Below are 15,438 nucleotides of genomic sequence, written 5' to 3'. Positions count from 1 at the left end.
GTGAGGTCCCATTCCCGCCAGCAGCCCGCGTCGCCCTTTCCTACGGTCAGTCACGTGTCCACAGATACCGCTTCCCTGACTCCTGCTCCTACCGCATTACGTGCCCCTGCCGTGCTGTTCATGTCGGTCTCGGCCGCTCTCGGAACCTCGACCATCTACCCGATGCAACCCGCGATCGCGGATGTTGCGGAGTCGTTGGATACGCAGATCCCGGCGATCGGGATCGCGCTCGCGTTCGGACCGGTCGGCTACTTGATCGGTCTCGGACTGCTGGTGCCGCTGGTCGACCGGTTCAGCCCGGCGCGGGTTCTGGCCGCTCAGTTCGGGGTGCTTGCGTGTGCGTTGGTGGCCAGCGCGGTCGTACCCGGGGCGATGCTGCTGGGCGCAGCGGTGGGGCTGGTCGGGGCGTGCTCCGCGGTGGGGGCCAGCCTGAGCTCCGTCACGGGCCGCCTGGCCCTTCCTCGGCAGCGCGGGACGGCGCTGGGAATCGTGACCGCTGGGATCTCGGTCGGGGTCCTTGCCGGCCGTACGGTGGGCGGGTGGCTTGCCGACGAGATCGGCTGGCGCGGGATGCTGCTGACGTTCGCCGCCGCCTGCGGTGTCGTCGCGGTGTGCTGTCTGCTGGCCCTGCCGAATGCGCGCGGCGCTGCAGAGCGGGGCTACCTCGCCACCTTGCGTTCCTTGCCTGGCCTGTTCGCGCGCTATCCAACGCTTCGCCTTGCGTCCGTGCGCGGTTCCCTGTGGTTCTTCGCGTTCTGCGTGGTGTGGGCCGGGATCGCGGTGGCGCTCTCCGAGCCGCCGTTCTCGTACTCGGCTGAGCGCATCGGCCTGTATTCGCTGGCCGGCCTTTCGGGCGTCCTTGCCACCCAGGCCGCCGGGCGTGCCACCGACCGTGTCGGTCCCCGCCTGGTGATCCTTGTCGGCCTTGCGCTGGCAGGGGTTGCCGCAGCCACCATGGGCTTCAGCCTCGAGAGCACGGTCATCGCACTGATCTGCCTGGCGCTCTTCGATGCGGGTCTGTTCGCGGCACAGGTGGCCAACCAGAGCATGGTCCTGGCGATCGACCCGTCGTCGCCGGCACGCTTCAACAGTGCGTACATGCTGGTCTACTTCGTGGGGGGCAGCCTGGGGACCGCCGCCGGGGCGGCGGCGGTGGAGTGGTTCGGCTGGCTGAGCACGGCCGCGATCGCCGCAGCAGCCATCGCGGTCGCCGCGACGATCACCGTGCTCGAACGGGAGTAGGCATCTCGAAGCTCGTCGCGGTCCAGGCCCCGGACTGGACCGCGACCCCGAGCCCAGGCCCAAGGTCGCGGCGCCGACGACACGAATCCTGGTGTCAGGCGCCGCGCGCTCGTCCGCCCTGATGGCCCGGACGATTACGAGCTGAAGTCACCCCGATTGCCCCATCGGCGCTGAACACGGTAACCAAACACGCGCCGGCGATGCACGCGAATACGGACAGAAAACATCGGCACCGGTCATCGGAGGGCGCCGACGGCGCGGAGGACGAACTCCTCGATCCGCTCGGCGGGGAGATGGCGGGTGCCGAGGACGGCATGGATGAGCGCGAGCGTGGCGTCGACGTCGGTGACAGCGAACGTGCCTTGCTCGGCACCCTGCTCGAGGATCTCGGCGAGGACCTGCTCGACGGCGACGACGTGCTCACGGATCTCCTGGCGGGCCTCCTCGGGAAGGCCACCGTAGACCTGGGGCCCGAAGCCCATGTGGAACTTCTCGCCGAGGGCGAGGTGATTGCGTACGTAGATCCGCAGCCGCTCCGCCGGCTGCTCGCTCGCGGCGAGCTGGGCCTGCAGAGACGCGACGTACTCCGAGGTCTCGTGGGTCGCGAACGCGACCATCACCGCATCACGGTCCTTGAAGTGATGGTAGATCGCGGTGCGGCCGATGTCGGCGCGCTGCGCGAGCTTCGACATGGTGATCGCGTCGTAGCTGCCCTCGGCCATCAGCTCCGCGAACGCCGCGAAGATCCGCTCGCGCACCAGCCTGCGGTGCTCGGCGACGTTCTCGGCAGCGATACGGGGCACGAGGACGAACCCTAGTGTCCCAATCCGAGAGGCCGTGCCGTAGGTCGTGCGATGCGTGCGCGCATCGCAAGGCGGCGTCGCGACGGCATACCGGGTGTCTTCCGAGCGACGCCAACGCAGCGAGGTGCGTGCGCAGCGTGCGACCTACGGTGCGGAATCGAGGTGCGGGACACTCATTCACCTGCGATAGGCGTCGAGGCGTTCGCCGAGCTCCTCGAAGAGAGCCTGGTTGAGACCGAAGGCGACCTGGACCTCCTCGACGATGCGGAGCTTCTCCGCGGGGTCGAGATCCAGCGCGTCGAGGCGGGCGCGGTAGCCGTCCTTGTAGGGCTTCGGCTTGGGGATCTCGGCGAACTCGTAGAACGCCACCCCCTCGCCATCGAGCTCGAAGAAGCGGTCGAGCAGCCGGCCGATCGCCTGACCGCCGGAGAGGTCGCCGAGATAACGGGTGTAGTGGTGGGCCGCGTAGAGGCCTCCCCACGCGCGGGTGGCCTCGATCCGGGCGACGTACGCATCGGCAGCCGCCGACTCCACAGCGTCTCCGTCGACGCCCGGCGCCCACACGTCCAGGTCGGCATCGATCGCGGCCAGGCGCTCGAGCGCGATGTCGTGGACAGCCGCGGCGATGGGGTCGGTGGCGGCGAGGTCGCGGCCCACCGACTCGAGCGCGACATAGACCTTGCGCAGGCGCAGGAGGTAGTCGGCGTACCCCTGCTCGCTGACCCGACCGGCCAACAGCTCCTCCATGAAGGACGACGTCTCGGCGGCGGTGTGCTGAACCCGGGAGCCCTCGCGCATCAGTGCGGAGAGCGGAGCCCCGAGGGTCTCGTCGACAAGTTGGGCAGACATGTGTGCTCCAGTGCGGTCGGGGCGTCGGGCGATCGGCGTTCCAGCAAAGATGTTGACACACTGTCAGAAAGCCATCAAGGGCGTACTTAGGCCAACCTAACTCGACGCAGTCCCGAATTGAGAACGAGTTTTTGTTTTCGGAGCCGAAAAGAACAGTCCGGACACAAGATCCATACGCCCGATCCATATTGACGACCACGTTCGGGACGTAGGTCATTTCTGCCTCGAAATCGGCGCCGACCACGACCTGTTACCGGCGAAGTTACGGGCGAAATTGTGTGACCTCAGGCATCGGTTGGTCGCTAGGCGACGGCGAAACGACGTGGCTAGACTCCCCGCTTCGTCACGGCGAGTCACAGCAACCGGGGGGCTGCAGAGGCTGACTTCTACTCGTCGTGCCCTGTCATCGACAGATATCAACATCATTGGAGAAGTCACTTGCGCTCCCCACTCTCGGTCCGCGGAGCCGCCCTTGTTGCGGCGACCGCGATGATCGGTCTTTCCGTGACCGCGGCCCCGGCGACTGCTGCGTCGGCGGAGAAGCCCCAGGCCAAGGCGTCGTCGGTCGCTCTGACCGCCAACGTGTCTGACAAGGTCAAGGTGGACACCGGTCGCTACACCGCCACCTACAACGGCAAGAAGACCGTCAACTCCGGCACCAACAAGCCGGCCCTGCCGCTCCTCGACGGCGAGCAGCAGCTGCTCTCGGTCGGCGTGTTCGCCCAGGACGCCGCCGCCGCGCTCAAGAACGGCACCGCCTACTCGGGCGCCTGCTCGGCCCTGGCCGGCAAGGGCGCGACCCTGGTCTCCATCGGCGACGGCTCCAGCTGCGTCAAGCCGGGCGAGGCCGTCACGGTGAACCTCGCCGAGCTCAACCTGCAGAAGCTGGGCGCCACCACCGACTACCTGCTCACCGACGAGAGCAAGGACGTTCACGTCAAGCTCGGCCCGGTCAACGACCTGGTCCAGAACGTCGTCTCCGGCGTGCTCACCAAGGTCGGTGGCCTCTCGGTCGGCGTCGACCTCGACGCCGCGGAGAGCACCTGCATGGCGAAGGGCACCACGTTCAAGGGCGACACCCAGCTCAAGAACGCCGCGGTCACCGTCAACGTCCCCGGCAAGGGTGACATCAAGGTCGCCGACCTGCCCGCCGACCCGAAGAAGAACACGACGGTCGTCCCGGACCTCTCCCCGGTGACCGACGCCGTTCTCAGCCGCGTCGACACGCTGCTGCGGTCGGGCCTGAAGAGCAACGCCCTGGGCGGCCTGGACGTCTCGATCCGCATCGACCTGATCGAGAACATCAAGAAGCAGCTCGCCACCCTGCTCAAGGGCCTCGAGACCGACCTGGTCAAGCTCACCCTGAACAAGCAGGACAAGACCGCCAAGTCGCTCGAGGTGTCCGCTCTGGACATCAAGGTCCTCGACGCCGTGAAGAAGGTCGGCGCCCCGACCGCCGCCAAGGTCGCCATCGGCACCAGCACCTGCGGCACCAACGGCCTCACCGCCGCCGAGGAGAAGGCCGCAGCCAGCGGTGACAAGAAGAACGTCGACGTGGTCGTCTCCGGCGACAAGTCCGACCCGGACACCAGCGTCCAGGCCAAGCCGGACAACGCCCCGGCCAACGCCGAGCTCGACCTGCTGTCCTCCCCGGCCGCCAAGGGCGGGTTCGCCGCCGGCGCGCTCGTGCTGCTCGTCGCCGCCGCTGCCGCCACCCGGTGGTTCCTGCTGCGCCGCGCACAGGCCTGATCGACTGATCAGCACCCCTCCCGGGCCAAGGCTTCCTGCCTTGGCCCGGGATTCTTTTGTCGGGTCGACGACAGGGCGGCGCGCCTGCGTGCCGCCCGCTGCAGGATCCGACAAAGTTGCGCCGCCCCCGATGCTCCCCAGAGCTCTTCCCCAACTCTCTGGAGTTCCCCCATGCTGCGCCCTGTGGCGACCCTGCTCGCCGTCGTACTCCTCTGCACTGGTTGTGCCGAGATCTCCGACACCGCCGAGGCCGACACCGCCGTCCAGGCCGGGTACGGCGCCGAGACGGGCGGGGAGGTCAGCCTCCCGCTGACCGAGGCCGTCGCGAGGCTCCCGGTCGCCAAGGAGGTCACCTCGGGCTACGAGCGGGAGAAGTTCAATCACTGGGTCGACGCCGACGGCGACTGCCAGGATGCCCGCAACGAGGTGCTCCTCGAGGAGTCGAGGAAGAAGGCACGCGGGAGGTGCGAGGTGAGCCGGGGCGCCTGGTTCTCCGCGTACGACGGTCTCACCCTCAAGCGCCCCGGCGGCCTCGACATCGACCACATGGTCGCGCTCAAGGAGGGCTGGGAGTCCGGGGCGAACGCGTGGAGCGACGAGGAGCGAGAGGCGTACGCCAACGATCTCGGCGACCCGCGCGCCCTCATCGCGGTGACCGCGGCGACCAACCGCAGCAAGGGTGACCAGGACCCTGCCGACTGGCTGCCCGACGCCACCGGCTACCACTGCACGTACGTCGCGGACTGGGTCGCCGTGAAGATCCGCTGGGGCCTCTTCGTCGACCGCGCGGAGAAGGCCGCACTGACGAGGGTCGCCGCGGGCTGCGACAACCCCGTGATCACCGTACGTCTAGCCCGCGCCGGGCAGCCCGAGAGCGACCCGAGCGGTGATCCCGGAGGCGGCTCGGGCGAGGACCCCCGCTTCGACACCTGCGCCAAGGCGACCGCGAAGGGTTACGGGCCCTACCGGAAGGGCAGCGACACCGAGTACGAGTGGTATCGCGACGGCGACAAGGATGGCACCGTCTGCGACAGCTGAAGTGGCGGAAGACCTGCGGATTCCGTTCTACAGAACAGGTTACGCGCCCGTAACCCCCGGGGTATGTCGACCGTTGAGTGTGACGAAGGTCAAAGGGAGGGGAGAAGTACGTGCGCACAACACTCATCGCGCGGGGAGCCGCAGTCGCGGCCGCAGCTGCCATGGTTGCCTTGTCAGCCGCACCTGCGAGCGCCGCAACGGTGTCACAGGCGTCCGCAACCGCGCTGAGCCTCGAGCTCGCCGGCACCGGGGCGAGGGACACCGGCACCTATGCCGTCACCAACAACGGCTCCACCGAGTCCGCCGAGGGCACCAACGAGCCGCTCATCACCGCGCTCGGCGGCCAGGACGCGATCCATGCCGGCACGCTGGCCCAGGACGCGGTCGCCAACAAGGACGCCACCTCGGCGGCATGCGCCGGCCTCGCCGGAGACGGCGCGACCCTGGTCGCAGCGGGATCCGGCAACTGCCTCAGCGGCGGCGACAACATCTCGCTCGACGCGGCCAGCCTCGACTTCAGCGATGTCGAGCTCGTCTCGTCCGGCCTGTTCCAGGGCGTCGACCAGCAGCTGATCACCGCGCTCGAGGAGGCGGGCCTGAGCCAGACCGCGGTCACCGACCCGCTCTCGGCGGCGCTGAAGGACGTCCTCGCCGCGATGGGTGACCCCGGCCTCCACCTCGACCTCGGTGCCGTGCAGAGCAGCTGCACCGCGGACAAGGACTCGGCCTCCGGCGACAGCAGCCTGGCGAACAGCCGTGCGTACGTCACCATCCCGACCGTCGGCGACGTCACCCTGGTCGACCTTCCGGTCGATCCCGGCGTCGACCAGAAGGTCGTCACCGACCTGACCGGTGTCACCGACGCGATCCTGGATGCGCTGCGCACCCAGTTCACCAACGCCCTGAACGGCGCCCTGGCACCGGCCAACGACGGGCTCGACCAGCTTCAGACGCAGGTGCTCGACACGGCCCTCGGTCAGATCGAGTCGCAGCTCGCGCCGCTGGAGGAGAACGTCCTCGACATCACCCTCAACTCCCAGGACACCGCGCCCGGCGAGATCACGGTGACCGCTCTGGACGTGAAGGTCCTCCCGGCGGCCCAGGAGTTCGTCGGCGGCAGCCTGGCCCACCTGACCATCGGCACCAGCCACTGTGGCCCGAACAGCCCGGTCACCAAGACGGTCGCCAAGAACCCGCCGAAGGCGGCCAACCCGCCGGCCTCGGTCCCGACCGTCGTGACCGCCGGCATGGAGAGCTACGACGACGGCAGCGCCGGTCGGATCGCCCTCGTCACCCTGCTGCTCCTCGCGGCCGCGGGCGCCGGCGTTGCGACGTACGTCCGTATGTTGCGACGTGGCTGAAGCACCTGCTGACTCGCCGTCGCGGCTTGCCGCGGCGGCGGGCGGCCTGTGGACCGCTCTGGTCGTGCTCGCCGTGGCGATGGTGCTGGGCGGTCTGGTGTGGCCCGGGGGCAGCGCCGCCGTGGAGGTCCCGCCCGGCGCCCCGAAGCGCCTCGAGCTTCCCGGCCTCAACACGAAGGCCAAGGTCGTCCCGATCCGGCTCGACGGGGAGGTGCTCGACCCGCCACGCAACCCGCGCGAGATCGGCTGGTGGGTCGGCAGCGCCAAGCCGGGCTCCGCGCAGGGTCAGACCGTCGTCACCGGCCACACCGTGCACACCGGTGGCGGCAGCCTCAACAAGCTCGATCACATCGAGGAGGGGCAGGAGGTCGACATCGTCACCAAGGACGGGACCTTCCAGCACCAGGTCGACTCCGTCGAGGTGCTGAGCCGCAAGGAGCTGGCCGAGCAGGCACAGCGCATCTTCGGTCAGGACCACGGCGACGGCCGGCTGGTGATCATCACCTGCACCGACTGGAACGGCTCGAGCTACGACAGCAACATCGTCGTGCTCGCGCATCGGTTCAACGCTTTGCCCCGAGTGCAGAAGAAGAGCTAGAGGTAGAGGCCCGTCGACTCGTCGGCGATCCGCTCCGCGGCCACGGCGTGCACGTCGCGCTCGCGCATCAGGACGTAGACCTCGCCGGCGACCTCGACCTCGGGCTTGTCATCGGCGTCGAAGAGGACCCGGTCACCGATCTCGACGGCACGCGCGTGCGGGCCGACCGCGACCACCCGCGACCAGGTGAGCCGCCGGGCTCCGCCCATGGCGGCCGTCGCCGGGATGACGATGCCGCCCGAGGAGCGGCGCTCACCGGCGTCGGCCCCGACCTCGACCAACACCCGGTCGTGGAGCATCTTGATAGGGGTCTTGTCGGTCACGTCCGTCTTGCCTTGCCGTGGTGGGGGTTCAGTTGACCTTGGTGATCTTACGCAGCGTCGCCATGAGCAGGACGGTGCCCACCACTCCGCCGACGGTCTTGGCGATGTTGCCCATCCTCGGCTCGCCGGAGACGGGGTCGACGTAGACCGCCTTGACGGCCGCCACCTGGCGCTGAACGATCGTCTTCGGGCTGCCCCGGTAGATCAGCTCGTCGATGGTGCCTGCGAGCCGCTCGCGGATCTCTTCGATCTCGGACTCGAGCGAGGAAGTCTGGTCCTTGGACATGCGCAGACCTTAGCAACCGGCGTACGTCCACTGCGTGCTCCACCGCTGCGGTTCGCTCGATCTCTTAGGTAGGTTGTCGCCCATGACGCGTCTCGAGCCGGGCGATGTTGCCCCTGACTTCACTCTTCCCGACGACACCGGAGCGGAGGTCTCGCTCAGCAGCTTCCGCGGCCGCAAGGTGATCGTCTACTTCTACCCCGCCGCGATGACCCCCGGCTGCACCAAGCAGGCCTGCGACTTCACCGACTCGATCGACTCGCTGAAGGCCGCCGGCTACGAGGTCGTCGGCGTCTCGAAGGACAAGCCCGCCAAGCTCGCGAAGTTCCGCGAGCGTGACGGGCTCACCATCACCCTGGCCTCCGACGAGGACCTCGCCGTCCACCAGGCGTACGGCGCCTACGGCGAGAAGAAGCTCTACGGCAAGGTCGTCGAGGGCGTCATCCGCTCGACGTTCGTGGTCGACGAGGAGGGCAAGATCGAGGTCGCGCAGTACAACGTCAAGGCGACCGGTCACGTCGCCAAGCTCCGCCGCGACCTCAATCTGGCTGTGTAATTTGCGATTGCTTCGCAATTCGCGCAGCGCTTCCGCTTGACCCTCGTCTTCCTTCCCGCCGCTCAGTCGCTGCGCTCCCTCGCTCTGGTCAGTCCAGACGAGGGGCGCTCCAGCGCTGACCTTCCTACTTCTCGCTGGGCGGAGGCGGGGGAGGTACGTCCCCCGGGATCTCCTTCGGGGGCTCGACGACCACAGGGCCGGTGCCGGCACTCCACTTGGCACCGGTCTCCTTCAGCCACTCACCCGCGTGGGCGGCGACCTCGGTGGCGGCGGCGCCGACCTGGAGCAGGCCGGAGATCGCCTGGGTGCGCGGCGAGTCGGCGTCGGGAGCCGATGCCATCTCGGCCCGCTTGGCCTCGATCTGCGCCTTGAACTCGGTGGCCTTCTCGATGGTCTTCTCGCCGCCGGTGACAAGGTGAGGTGCCGACTTCACCTTGGCGTCCTCGACGGCAGGCTTCGCGCCTTCGACGCCCTTCTGGACGCCATCGCGCCAGTTGGACGCGTTGTCCTTGAACGACATGACTTCATCCCTCTCTGGATGGGGTGTTGTGCTTCCATCCTTGAGGGTCGGGGGCTCGATGTCCATGGGGATCGCCCCTGGTCCGCCCCGGGTCGAACCCGGACTCTGGGTGCCGAAGGCGGGACTTGAACCCGCACGTCCTAAGACACAGGAACCTAAATCCTGCGCGTCTGCCTATTCCGCCACTTCGGCCGAGCGGCGATCAGTCTAGAGACTGATCGCCGCTCGTGGTTAGCCGCCGGGCAAGTCGGGACGGTTGGCGAGGTAAAGGACCGCTACCCCTAGGGTTGAGCCATGACCACGCTGGTCCTTGCCTCCCAGTCCCCCGCCCGGTTGCAGACGCTGCGCAGCGCAGGCGTCGAGCCGGTGGTGATCGTCTCCGGTGTCGACGAGAGCGTCCTCGACGGCCTCGGGCCGACCGAGCTCGCCCTGGGGCTCGCCGAGCTCAAACGCGATGCGGTCGCCAGCCGCCCGGACGTCCCCGAGGGTGCTCTCGTGCTGGGGTGCGACAGCGTCCTCGAGCTGGACGGGAAGCCGCTGGGGAAGCCGCACGACCCGGAGGAGGCGACGCGGCGCTGGCGGGAGATGCGGGGGCGCAGCGGCGTACTCGTCTCCGGGCATGCGCTGACCGACACCGCGACCGGGGAGAAGGTGTCGCAGACGGCTGCCACCACGGTGCACTTCGCCGATGTGAGTGACGACGAGATCGAGGCGTACGTCGCGACCGGCGAGCCGCTGCACGTCGCCGGGGCGTTCACGATCGACGGGCTCGGCGGCGCGTTCATCACCGGGATCGAGGGCGATCACCACAACGTGGTCGGGCTGAGCCTGCCGCTGCTACGCGACCTGCTCAGCCAGCTCGGTCACGCGTGGCCTGATCTGTGGAACCGGTGAGCCGCTCGGGGCGTTCCGGCGCCACCACGAGCGTGGGTCTCTCCATGGCGCCGAGCGCGGCCGCTTCCTCCTCGACGCTGCCGTAGACCTGCGTGTAGCGGATCGGCCGGCCGAAGACGAACTTCCGGAACAGGAAGAACCGGGCGATCTGGCCCAGGAGCACCCCGACGACGTTGGCCGAGAGATTGTCGGCGATCGCGCTGTCCCAGCCGAACACGCTGCGGGTGAGGTAGAGACACGCCACCGGCAGCAGCATGGTGACCGCGTTGATGACGACGTAGGCGGTGAAGCCGCCGTCGGGGTGGTCCGAGACGCGATGACGGAAGGTCCAGCGACGGCTCAGCTCGTAGCTGATCAACATGCCGACCGTGTTGGCGATGATGTAGGCCGGGATCGGCTGCCCGTTCATCGGACCGGCGCCCATGAAGAAGCCGTGGACCAGTCCGTTGAACAGCACGAAGGCAACTGCGGTCGCGATCCCGCCTACCATCATGAAGCGGACCACCTCTCCGAAGAGGCGGGTGCGACGCAGCCGTCCCAGCAGCTGTCCCCCGAACACCATGGGGCCACAGTAAATGGTCGGTGGTGATATGGCCCTTGATTACTTCATGGGTTTCGTTCAGTCCGCCGGAAGATCGACGCCTATTCGACCGGAAGACCGAGACCCCTGGCGATCAGCATGCGCTGCACCTCCGAGGTGCCTTCGCCGATCTCGAGGATCTTGGCGTCGCGGTAGAAGCGGGCGACCGGGTACTCCTCCATGAACCCGTAGCCACCGAAGATCTGGGTGGCGATCCGGGTGGCGGTCACGGCCGACTCGGTGGCGTACAGCTTGGCGGCGGAGGCTGCCTGCTTGAACTCCTTCATCGCCACCGCGCCGGAGTCGAGCCCCGACTTCATCGCGGCGGCCTCGTACGTCATCAGGCGCGAGGCGCGCAGCATGACCTCGAGGTCGGCGATCTGGAAGGCGACGCCCTGCTTGCGACCGATCGGGCCACCGAAGGTCTGCCGCTCGCCCGCGTACTCGAGCGCCATGTCGAGGCAGGCCTGGATGCAGCCGACCGCGAGCGCGGCGATCGCGACACGGCCGTCGTCGAGCGTGGCGAGGAACTGGGCGTAGCCGCGGCCGCGCTCACCGAGGAGGTGGTCGGCGGGGACCCGGGCACCGTCGAAGGAGAGCGGGTGGGTGTCGGAGGCGTGCCAGCCGAGCTTGTCGTAGCCCTTCTCGGCGGTGAAGCCGGGCGTGCCCGAGGGGATCATGATGGTGCTGATCTCGGGCTTGCCGTTCTCCCGCGTGCCGGTGCGCGCGGTGACGGTGACGACCGAGGTGATCGAGGAGCCGGAGTTGGTGATGAACTGCTTGGCACCGTCGACGACCCACTCGTCACCGTCCAGGACGGCCTTCGTGGCGGTCGCGCCGGCGTCGGAGCCGGCACCCGGCTCGGTGAGACCGAACCCGGCGAGCTTCTTGCCCGCCACCAGGTCGGGGAGCCACCGCTCCTTCTGCTCGTCGGTGCCGTAGGTGAGGATCGGGTTGATGCCGAGGCCGACGGCGGCCTCGAGCGTGATCCCGATCGACTGGTCGACGCGGCCGAGCTCCTCGATCGCGACGCAGAGCGCGACGAGGTCACCGTCGCCCCCGCCGTACGCCTCGGGGGCGGTCAGGCCGAACAGGCCCAGTTCACCCATCTTGTGCACCACATCGACCGGGAAGTGATGGTCGCGGTCCCACTGCGAGGCGTGGGGCGCGATCTCCTTCTGGGCGAAGTCACGGACGACAGCACGCAGCTCTTCGTGCTCGGGCTGGAGAAAAGCGGTCACGCGCCCCAGGTTAGCGCTTATTAACCTGAGGCGCGAGACCCGCGTCACAACAAGATCAACGGAACGTGCCGGTAGAGACCGTTCCGGCGATCCGCCGCTGGAAGATCAGGTAGACGACCAGCACCGGGAGCACCGTCATCACCACGCCGGCGAAGAGCGCGCCGAAGTCGACGTTGTAGCCGGCCTGCGACGAGAACGACGCCATCCCCTGGGTGAGCACCCAGTTCTCCCGCTGGGTGTTCAGCGCCACCGGCAGCAGGAACTGGTTCCACAGCCCGAGGAAGTTGAAGATCGCCACGCCGGCCATGCCGGGCGCCGCCATCGGCAGCATGATCTGGAAGAACGTGCGCCACTCCCCCGCGCCGTCCATCATCGCGGCCTCGTAGACGTCGTCGGGCAACGTCTTGAAGAAGGCGTAGAGGAAGAAGACGGTGAACGGCAGCGCGTAGGCCACGTACGTCAGGATCAGCCCCGGCAGCGTGTTGAGCAGCCCGAACCCCTGGAGCACGAAGAACAGCGGCACGATGACCAGGAAGACCGGGAAGGTCAGCCCGCCGAGCATCGAGTAGTAGATGAAGTTGCGCCCGAAGAACTCGAACCTGGCCAGCACGTAGGCGCACATCGCCCCGAGCAGCATCACCAGCACCAGCGCGGTGCCGACGACGATGACCGTGTTGAAGAAGTACGTCCCGATGCCCGCCTTGGTCCAGGCGCTGGTGTAGTTCTCGAAGCTCCACTCGGCCGGCAGCGAGAACGGCGAGGACAGGATCTCCTTCGACGTCTTGAACGAGGAGAGCAACACCCAGCAGAACGGCACGATGACGATCACCGACCAGATGATCAGCATCGTGTGCGAGGTGCCGGCGACCAGCGCGTCGCCGGGCGTACGCCGCTGGCGGTCGGTGTGGGCAGCGACAGGCTTGTCCAGAGTGACGGTGCTCATCGGCGTACGTCTCCCTTCTTGTCCCGCCCACCAGCGAAGTGGAAGACGGCGAAGACCAGGGCGGCGAAGAGCAGCGTGACCAGGGCGAGCACGACGCCCATCGAGGTGGCGTAGCCGAACTGGCTCTTCTTGAAGGCGGTGTTCATCAGGTGCTGGCTCATCGTCAGCGTGCTGTTGGCAGGACCGCCGCCGGGGGCGAGCGCGGCCATGAAGACGTAGGCATCGAGGGTGAGGATGCCCAGGTAGATGTAGGCCGTCTGCACGTTGTCACGGATCGAGGGCAGCGTGATCGAGATGGCGGTGCGGAAACGACCGGCGCCATCGATACGGGCGGCCTCGTAGATCTCCGCGGGGACGCCCTTGATGGCGGCCACGAAGAGCACCGTGTAGAAGCCGATGTTGGCCCAGATCATCACGAACATCGAGGCGGGCATCGCCGCCCGCACCTCGCCGAGCCAGGCGTAGTCCTTGAACCCGTCGAAGCCGAGGCCGGTGAGCATGCCGTTGAGCAGACCGGCGGCCGGGTCGTAGACCTGCGCCCAGAGCAGACCGATGACGACGGCCGGGACGGCGTACGGGAAGAACGAGACGACCCGGTAGAAGCCGGAGCCGTTCAGACCGCGGACCTGACCGGTGCTGGGGCCCGCCGTGGTCACGACCACCGCGATCGCCAGCGCCGCGACCAGGGTCACCAGCGGCACCACGATCGTCAGCAGCACGTTGTTGCGCAGCGCCTTGAGGAAGGTCTCGTCGTCGAGCAGCTTGGCGTAGTTGTCCAGGCCGACGAAGTTCATGACCGGCGAGAAGCCGGTCCAGTCGGTCAGCGAGTAGAAGAGGGCCTGCCCGATCGGGACCACGACGAAGATGACGAAGACCGCGACCGGAAGGCCGAGGAAGACCGCCATGAACAGTGCCCGGTCGAGGGTGAGCTTGGGGCGACGGCGGCGCGGCGGGGCTCCCCAGGGGTTGTCCCCGGGGAGCCCGCCTGCCAATGTCGCATCAGCGGCTGATACAGACATGTGTGGTTCTCGATCTATGAGGGACGGATCAGGTGATCTTGAGCTTCTCGATCGACGAGTCGTCTGCGACCTTGTCGAAGATGCCCTGGACGGCCTTGGTGAGGCCCTTGACGTCCAGGTCACCGGAGAGGAACGAGTTCCACACGACCAGCTCGTCGGCGTTGGTGCCGTAGTAGTCGTAGAACTGGAAGTTGAAGGTGTTCTCACCGGCGGCGTCGAGCATCGCGCTCTGCGACTTCAGCGCCGCGGAGCCGAAGCCGTCCTCGGGGATGGTGTCCTTGACGATGGTCGGCGCGAGCTTCGTCTTGGCGAAGTTGGTCGCGGCCTCCTTCGACAGCATGGCGCGGAGGATCTCCTTGCCGCCGGCCGGGTTCTTCGCCTTGCTCGGGACGATGAACGCCTCACCGGCCGCGGCACGAACGGCCTCGTACGGCAGCGCCGGGCTGTCGCTGAGCACGAACTCCGGGATGCCGGTCATCTCGAAGCCGTCCTTGGTGGCGTCCTTCATCTCGTTCTCGATCCAGCCACCGCTCGGGTAGAGCAGCGCCTGCTGGTCGTTGGACCACTTGGCCTGCGCGGCGGTGAACTGGGTGCCGGCGCCGCCCGGGATGAACATGTCCTGGCTGACCATCTCGCCGAGCTTGCCGAGGATGTCCTGGATGACCTTGTGGGACCAGATGCCCTTCTCGAGGTTCTCGAGACCGAGGCGCACCTCGTCGCCGCCCTCCTTGGCCGCGGAGTCGATGACCAGGGTGCGGTAGTAGGTCGCCGCCTCCTTGCCCCAGGTCCACAGGTACTTCTTCTTGGCCTTGGCCTTGGCGCCGAGGTCGAGCGCCTCGTCCCAGGTCTTCGGCGGCGTCCAGCCGTTCTCCTCGAAGAGCGAGGCGGAGTACCACACGCCGTAGAGGGTCATGACGTAGTTGATGGCGACGAAGCGGTCGCTGTAGGTGCCGGGCACCTTCACGTTCGGGTAGAGGGTGTCCTCGATCTTGACGCCCTCGTAGCTGTCGGCCTCGAAGACGTCGTCGAGCTCCTCGAGCTGGGCCGCGATCGAGCTGAAGCCGATCAGGTCCGCACCCGAGTTGTCGATCAGGTCCGGGGGCGTGCCACCGACGAAGCGCGGCTGCAACTCCGTGGCGATCTTGGTCGTGGCGCTGACCTTGATGTCGGCGTCCGCGAACTCCTTGCCGACGATGCCGGCGGCGAACTCGACGTAGTCGTAGCCGTAGCCACCGTCGAAGATCACCGCGTCGACGGTGCCGTCCTTGGGCATGCCGAACGGGTTGGACGCGGACTTGGTGCCACCGCCGGAGTTGTCGGTGTCGCTACCGGGCGCGCCACACGCTGCGAGCGCTCCGGAGAACGACACGAGCGCCGCGCCGGCAAGGGTGCCGCGCAGAAGGGTCCGGCGGTCGAGCCGGTGAAGCTGCTGGGACATC

The 15,438-nt window shown here is 67.9% G+C and carries 17 protein-coding genes and 1 tRNA gene; 7 read left to right on the top strand and 11 right to left on the bottom strand.

Annotated features, from left to right (window positions below):
* Window positions 1-120: 120 nt before the first annotated feature.
* On the top strand, window positions 121-1,242 hold the full coding sequence (locus tag G5C66_RS15540) for an MFS transporter (RefSeq protein ID WP_165111919.1): 1,122 nt from the start codon (window positions 121-123) through the stop codon (window positions 1,240-1,242).
* A gap of 236 nt (window positions 1,243-1,478) precedes the next feature.
* Here G5C66_RS15540 and G5C66_RS15535 read toward each other — a convergent pair whose 3' ends face one another.
* Window positions 1,479-2,045 (bottom strand): TetR family transcriptional regulator, encoded by a 567-nt coding sequence (locus tag G5C66_RS15535; RefSeq protein ID WP_165111866.1) that lies wholly within the window; start codon window positions 2,043-2,045, stop codon window positions 1,479-1,481.
* A gap of 177 nt (window positions 2,046-2,222) precedes the next feature.
* Window positions 2,223-2,894 carry a biliverdin-producing heme oxygenase gene (locus tag G5C66_RS15530; RefSeq protein WP_165111865.1) on the bottom strand — a complete coding sequence of 224 codons (672 nt, stop codon included), beginning with the start codon at window positions 2,892-2,894 and terminating at the stop codon, window positions 2,223-2,225.
* A 438-nt stretch (window positions 2,895-3,332) separates the two neighbouring features.
* On the opposite strand from G5C66_RS15530, the gene G5C66_RS15525 reads away from it, so the two are divergent.
* From G5C66_RS15525 to G5C66_RS15510, 4 genes are all read left to right on the top strand, one after another.
* Complete coding sequence (locus G5C66_RS15525; protein WP_165111864.1) at window positions 3,333-4,643, top strand: hypothetical protein; 1,311 nt, start codon at window positions 3,333-3,335, stop codon at window positions 4,641-4,643.
* A gap of 171 nt (window positions 4,644-4,814) precedes the next feature.
* Window positions 4,815-5,681 (top strand): GmrSD restriction endonuclease domain-containing protein, encoded by an 867-nt coding sequence (locus tag G5C66_RS15520; RefSeq protein ID WP_165111863.1) that lies wholly within the window; start codon window positions 4,815-4,817, stop codon window positions 5,679-5,681.
* Between the two features lie 200 nt (window positions 5,682-5,881).
* Entirely contained in the window at window positions 5,882-7,042 is a 1,161-nt protein-coding gene (locus G5C66_RS15515) for a hypothetical protein (protein ID WP_165111862.1), read from the top strand.
* Complete coding sequence (locus G5C66_RS15510; protein ID WP_165111861.1) at window positions 7,035-7,640, top strand: sortase domain-containing protein; 606 nt, start codon at window positions 7,035-7,037, stop codon at window positions 7,638-7,640. Before G5C66_RS15515 ends, G5C66_RS15510 begins: the two co-directional genes overlap by 8 nt.
* On the opposite strand, the gene G5C66_RS15505 is transcribed toward G5C66_RS15510, so the two are convergent.
* On the bottom strand, window positions 7,637-7,963 hold the full coding sequence (locus G5C66_RS15505) for a GroES family chaperonin (RefSeq protein ID WP_478354320.1): 327 nt from the start codon (window positions 7,961-7,963) through the stop codon (window positions 7,637-7,639). The two genes, G5C66_RS15510 and G5C66_RS15505, sit on opposite strands and share 4 nt — an antisense overlap.
* Before the next feature lie 28 nt (window positions 7,964-7,991).
* Entirely contained in the window at window positions 7,992-8,249 is a 258-nt protein-coding gene (locus G5C66_RS15500; RefSeq protein WP_008363370.1) for a DUF3618 domain-containing protein, read from the bottom strand.
* Between the two features lie 82 nt (window positions 8,250-8,331).
* Between G5C66_RS15500 and bcp the strand changes: the two genes are divergently transcribed.
* The gene (gene bcp / locus G5C66_RS15495; RefSeq protein ID WP_165111860.1) at window positions 8,332-8,802 is read left to right on the top strand and encodes a thioredoxin-dependent thiol peroxidase; all 471 of its coding nucleotides are present in this window, start codon (window positions 8,332-8,334) and stop codon (window positions 8,800-8,802) included.
* A gap of 124 nt (window positions 8,803-8,926) precedes the next feature.
* Here bcp and G5C66_RS15490 read toward each other — a convergent pair whose 3' ends face one another.
* Together G5C66_RS15490 and G5C66_RS15485 are read right to left on the bottom strand one after the other, a co-directional pair.
* The gene (locus G5C66_RS15490; protein WP_165111859.1) at window positions 8,927-9,322 is read right to left on the bottom strand and encodes a hypothetical protein; all 396 of its coding nucleotides are present in this window, start codon (window positions 9,320-9,322) and stop codon (window positions 8,927-8,929) included.
* Window positions 9,323-9,432: 110 nt separating this feature from the next.
* A tRNA-Leu gene (locus tag G5C66_RS15485) sits at window positions 9,433-9,514 on the bottom strand.
* Window positions 9,515-9,616: 102 nt separating this feature from the next.
* Between G5C66_RS15485 and G5C66_RS15480 the strand changes: the two genes are divergently transcribed.
* Window positions 9,617-10,216: a Maf family protein gene (locus G5C66_RS15480; RefSeq protein ID WP_165111858.1), complete on the top strand. Its 600-nt coding sequence runs from the start codon at window positions 9,617-9,619 to the stop codon at window positions 10,214-10,216.
* Here G5C66_RS15480 and G5C66_RS15475 read toward each other — a convergent pair.
* The 5 genes from G5C66_RS15475 to ngcE form a co-directional block, all read right to left on the bottom strand.
* Window positions 10,173-10,778 (bottom strand): GtrA family protein, encoded by a 606-nt coding sequence (locus G5C66_RS15475; RefSeq protein ID WP_165111857.1) that lies wholly within the window; start codon window positions 10,776-10,778, stop codon window positions 10,173-10,175. The genes G5C66_RS15480 and G5C66_RS15475 overlap by 44 nt on opposite strands.
* A gap of 80 nt (window positions 10,779-10,858) precedes the next feature.
* Window positions 10,859-12,037 carry an acyl-CoA dehydrogenase family protein gene (locus G5C66_RS15470; RefSeq protein WP_165111856.1) on the bottom strand — a complete coding sequence of 393 codons (1,179 nt, stop codon included), beginning with the start codon at window positions 12,035-12,037 and terminating at the stop codon, window positions 10,859-10,861.
* 55 nt (window positions 12,038-12,092) lie between these two features.
* Complete coding sequence (locus tag G5C66_RS15465; RefSeq protein ID WP_165111855.1) at window positions 12,093-12,980, bottom strand: carbohydrate ABC transporter permease; 888 nt, start codon at window positions 12,978-12,980, stop codon at window positions 12,093-12,095.
* Complete coding sequence (locus tag G5C66_RS15460) at window positions 12,977-13,999, bottom strand: carbohydrate ABC transporter permease (RefSeq protein WP_165111854.1); 1,023 nt, start codon at window positions 13,997-13,999, stop codon at window positions 12,977-12,979. The genes G5C66_RS15465 and G5C66_RS15460 overlap by 4 nt, the downstream gene beginning before the upstream one ends.
* 28 nt (window positions 14,000-14,027) lie before the next feature.
* Window positions 14,028-15,437 carry an N-acetylglucosamine/diacetylchitobiose ABC transporter substrate-binding protein gene (gene ngcE, locus G5C66_RS15455; protein ID WP_165111853.1) on the bottom strand — a complete coding sequence of 470 codons (1,410 nt, stop codon included), beginning with the start codon at window positions 15,435-15,437 and terminating at the stop codon, window positions 14,028-14,030.
* Window position 15,438: the final 1 nt, after the last annotated feature.

It is taken from the genome of Nocardioides turkmenicus (assembly GCF_011045035.1).
In the GTDB taxonomy this organism is placed as follows: Bacteria; Actinomycetota; Actinomycetes; order Propionibacteriales; family Nocardioidaceae; genus Nocardioides; species Nocardioides turkmenicus.
Note: the sequence above shows the minus strand (reverse complement) of the source record. Positions and strands in the feature narration are given on the sequence as shown.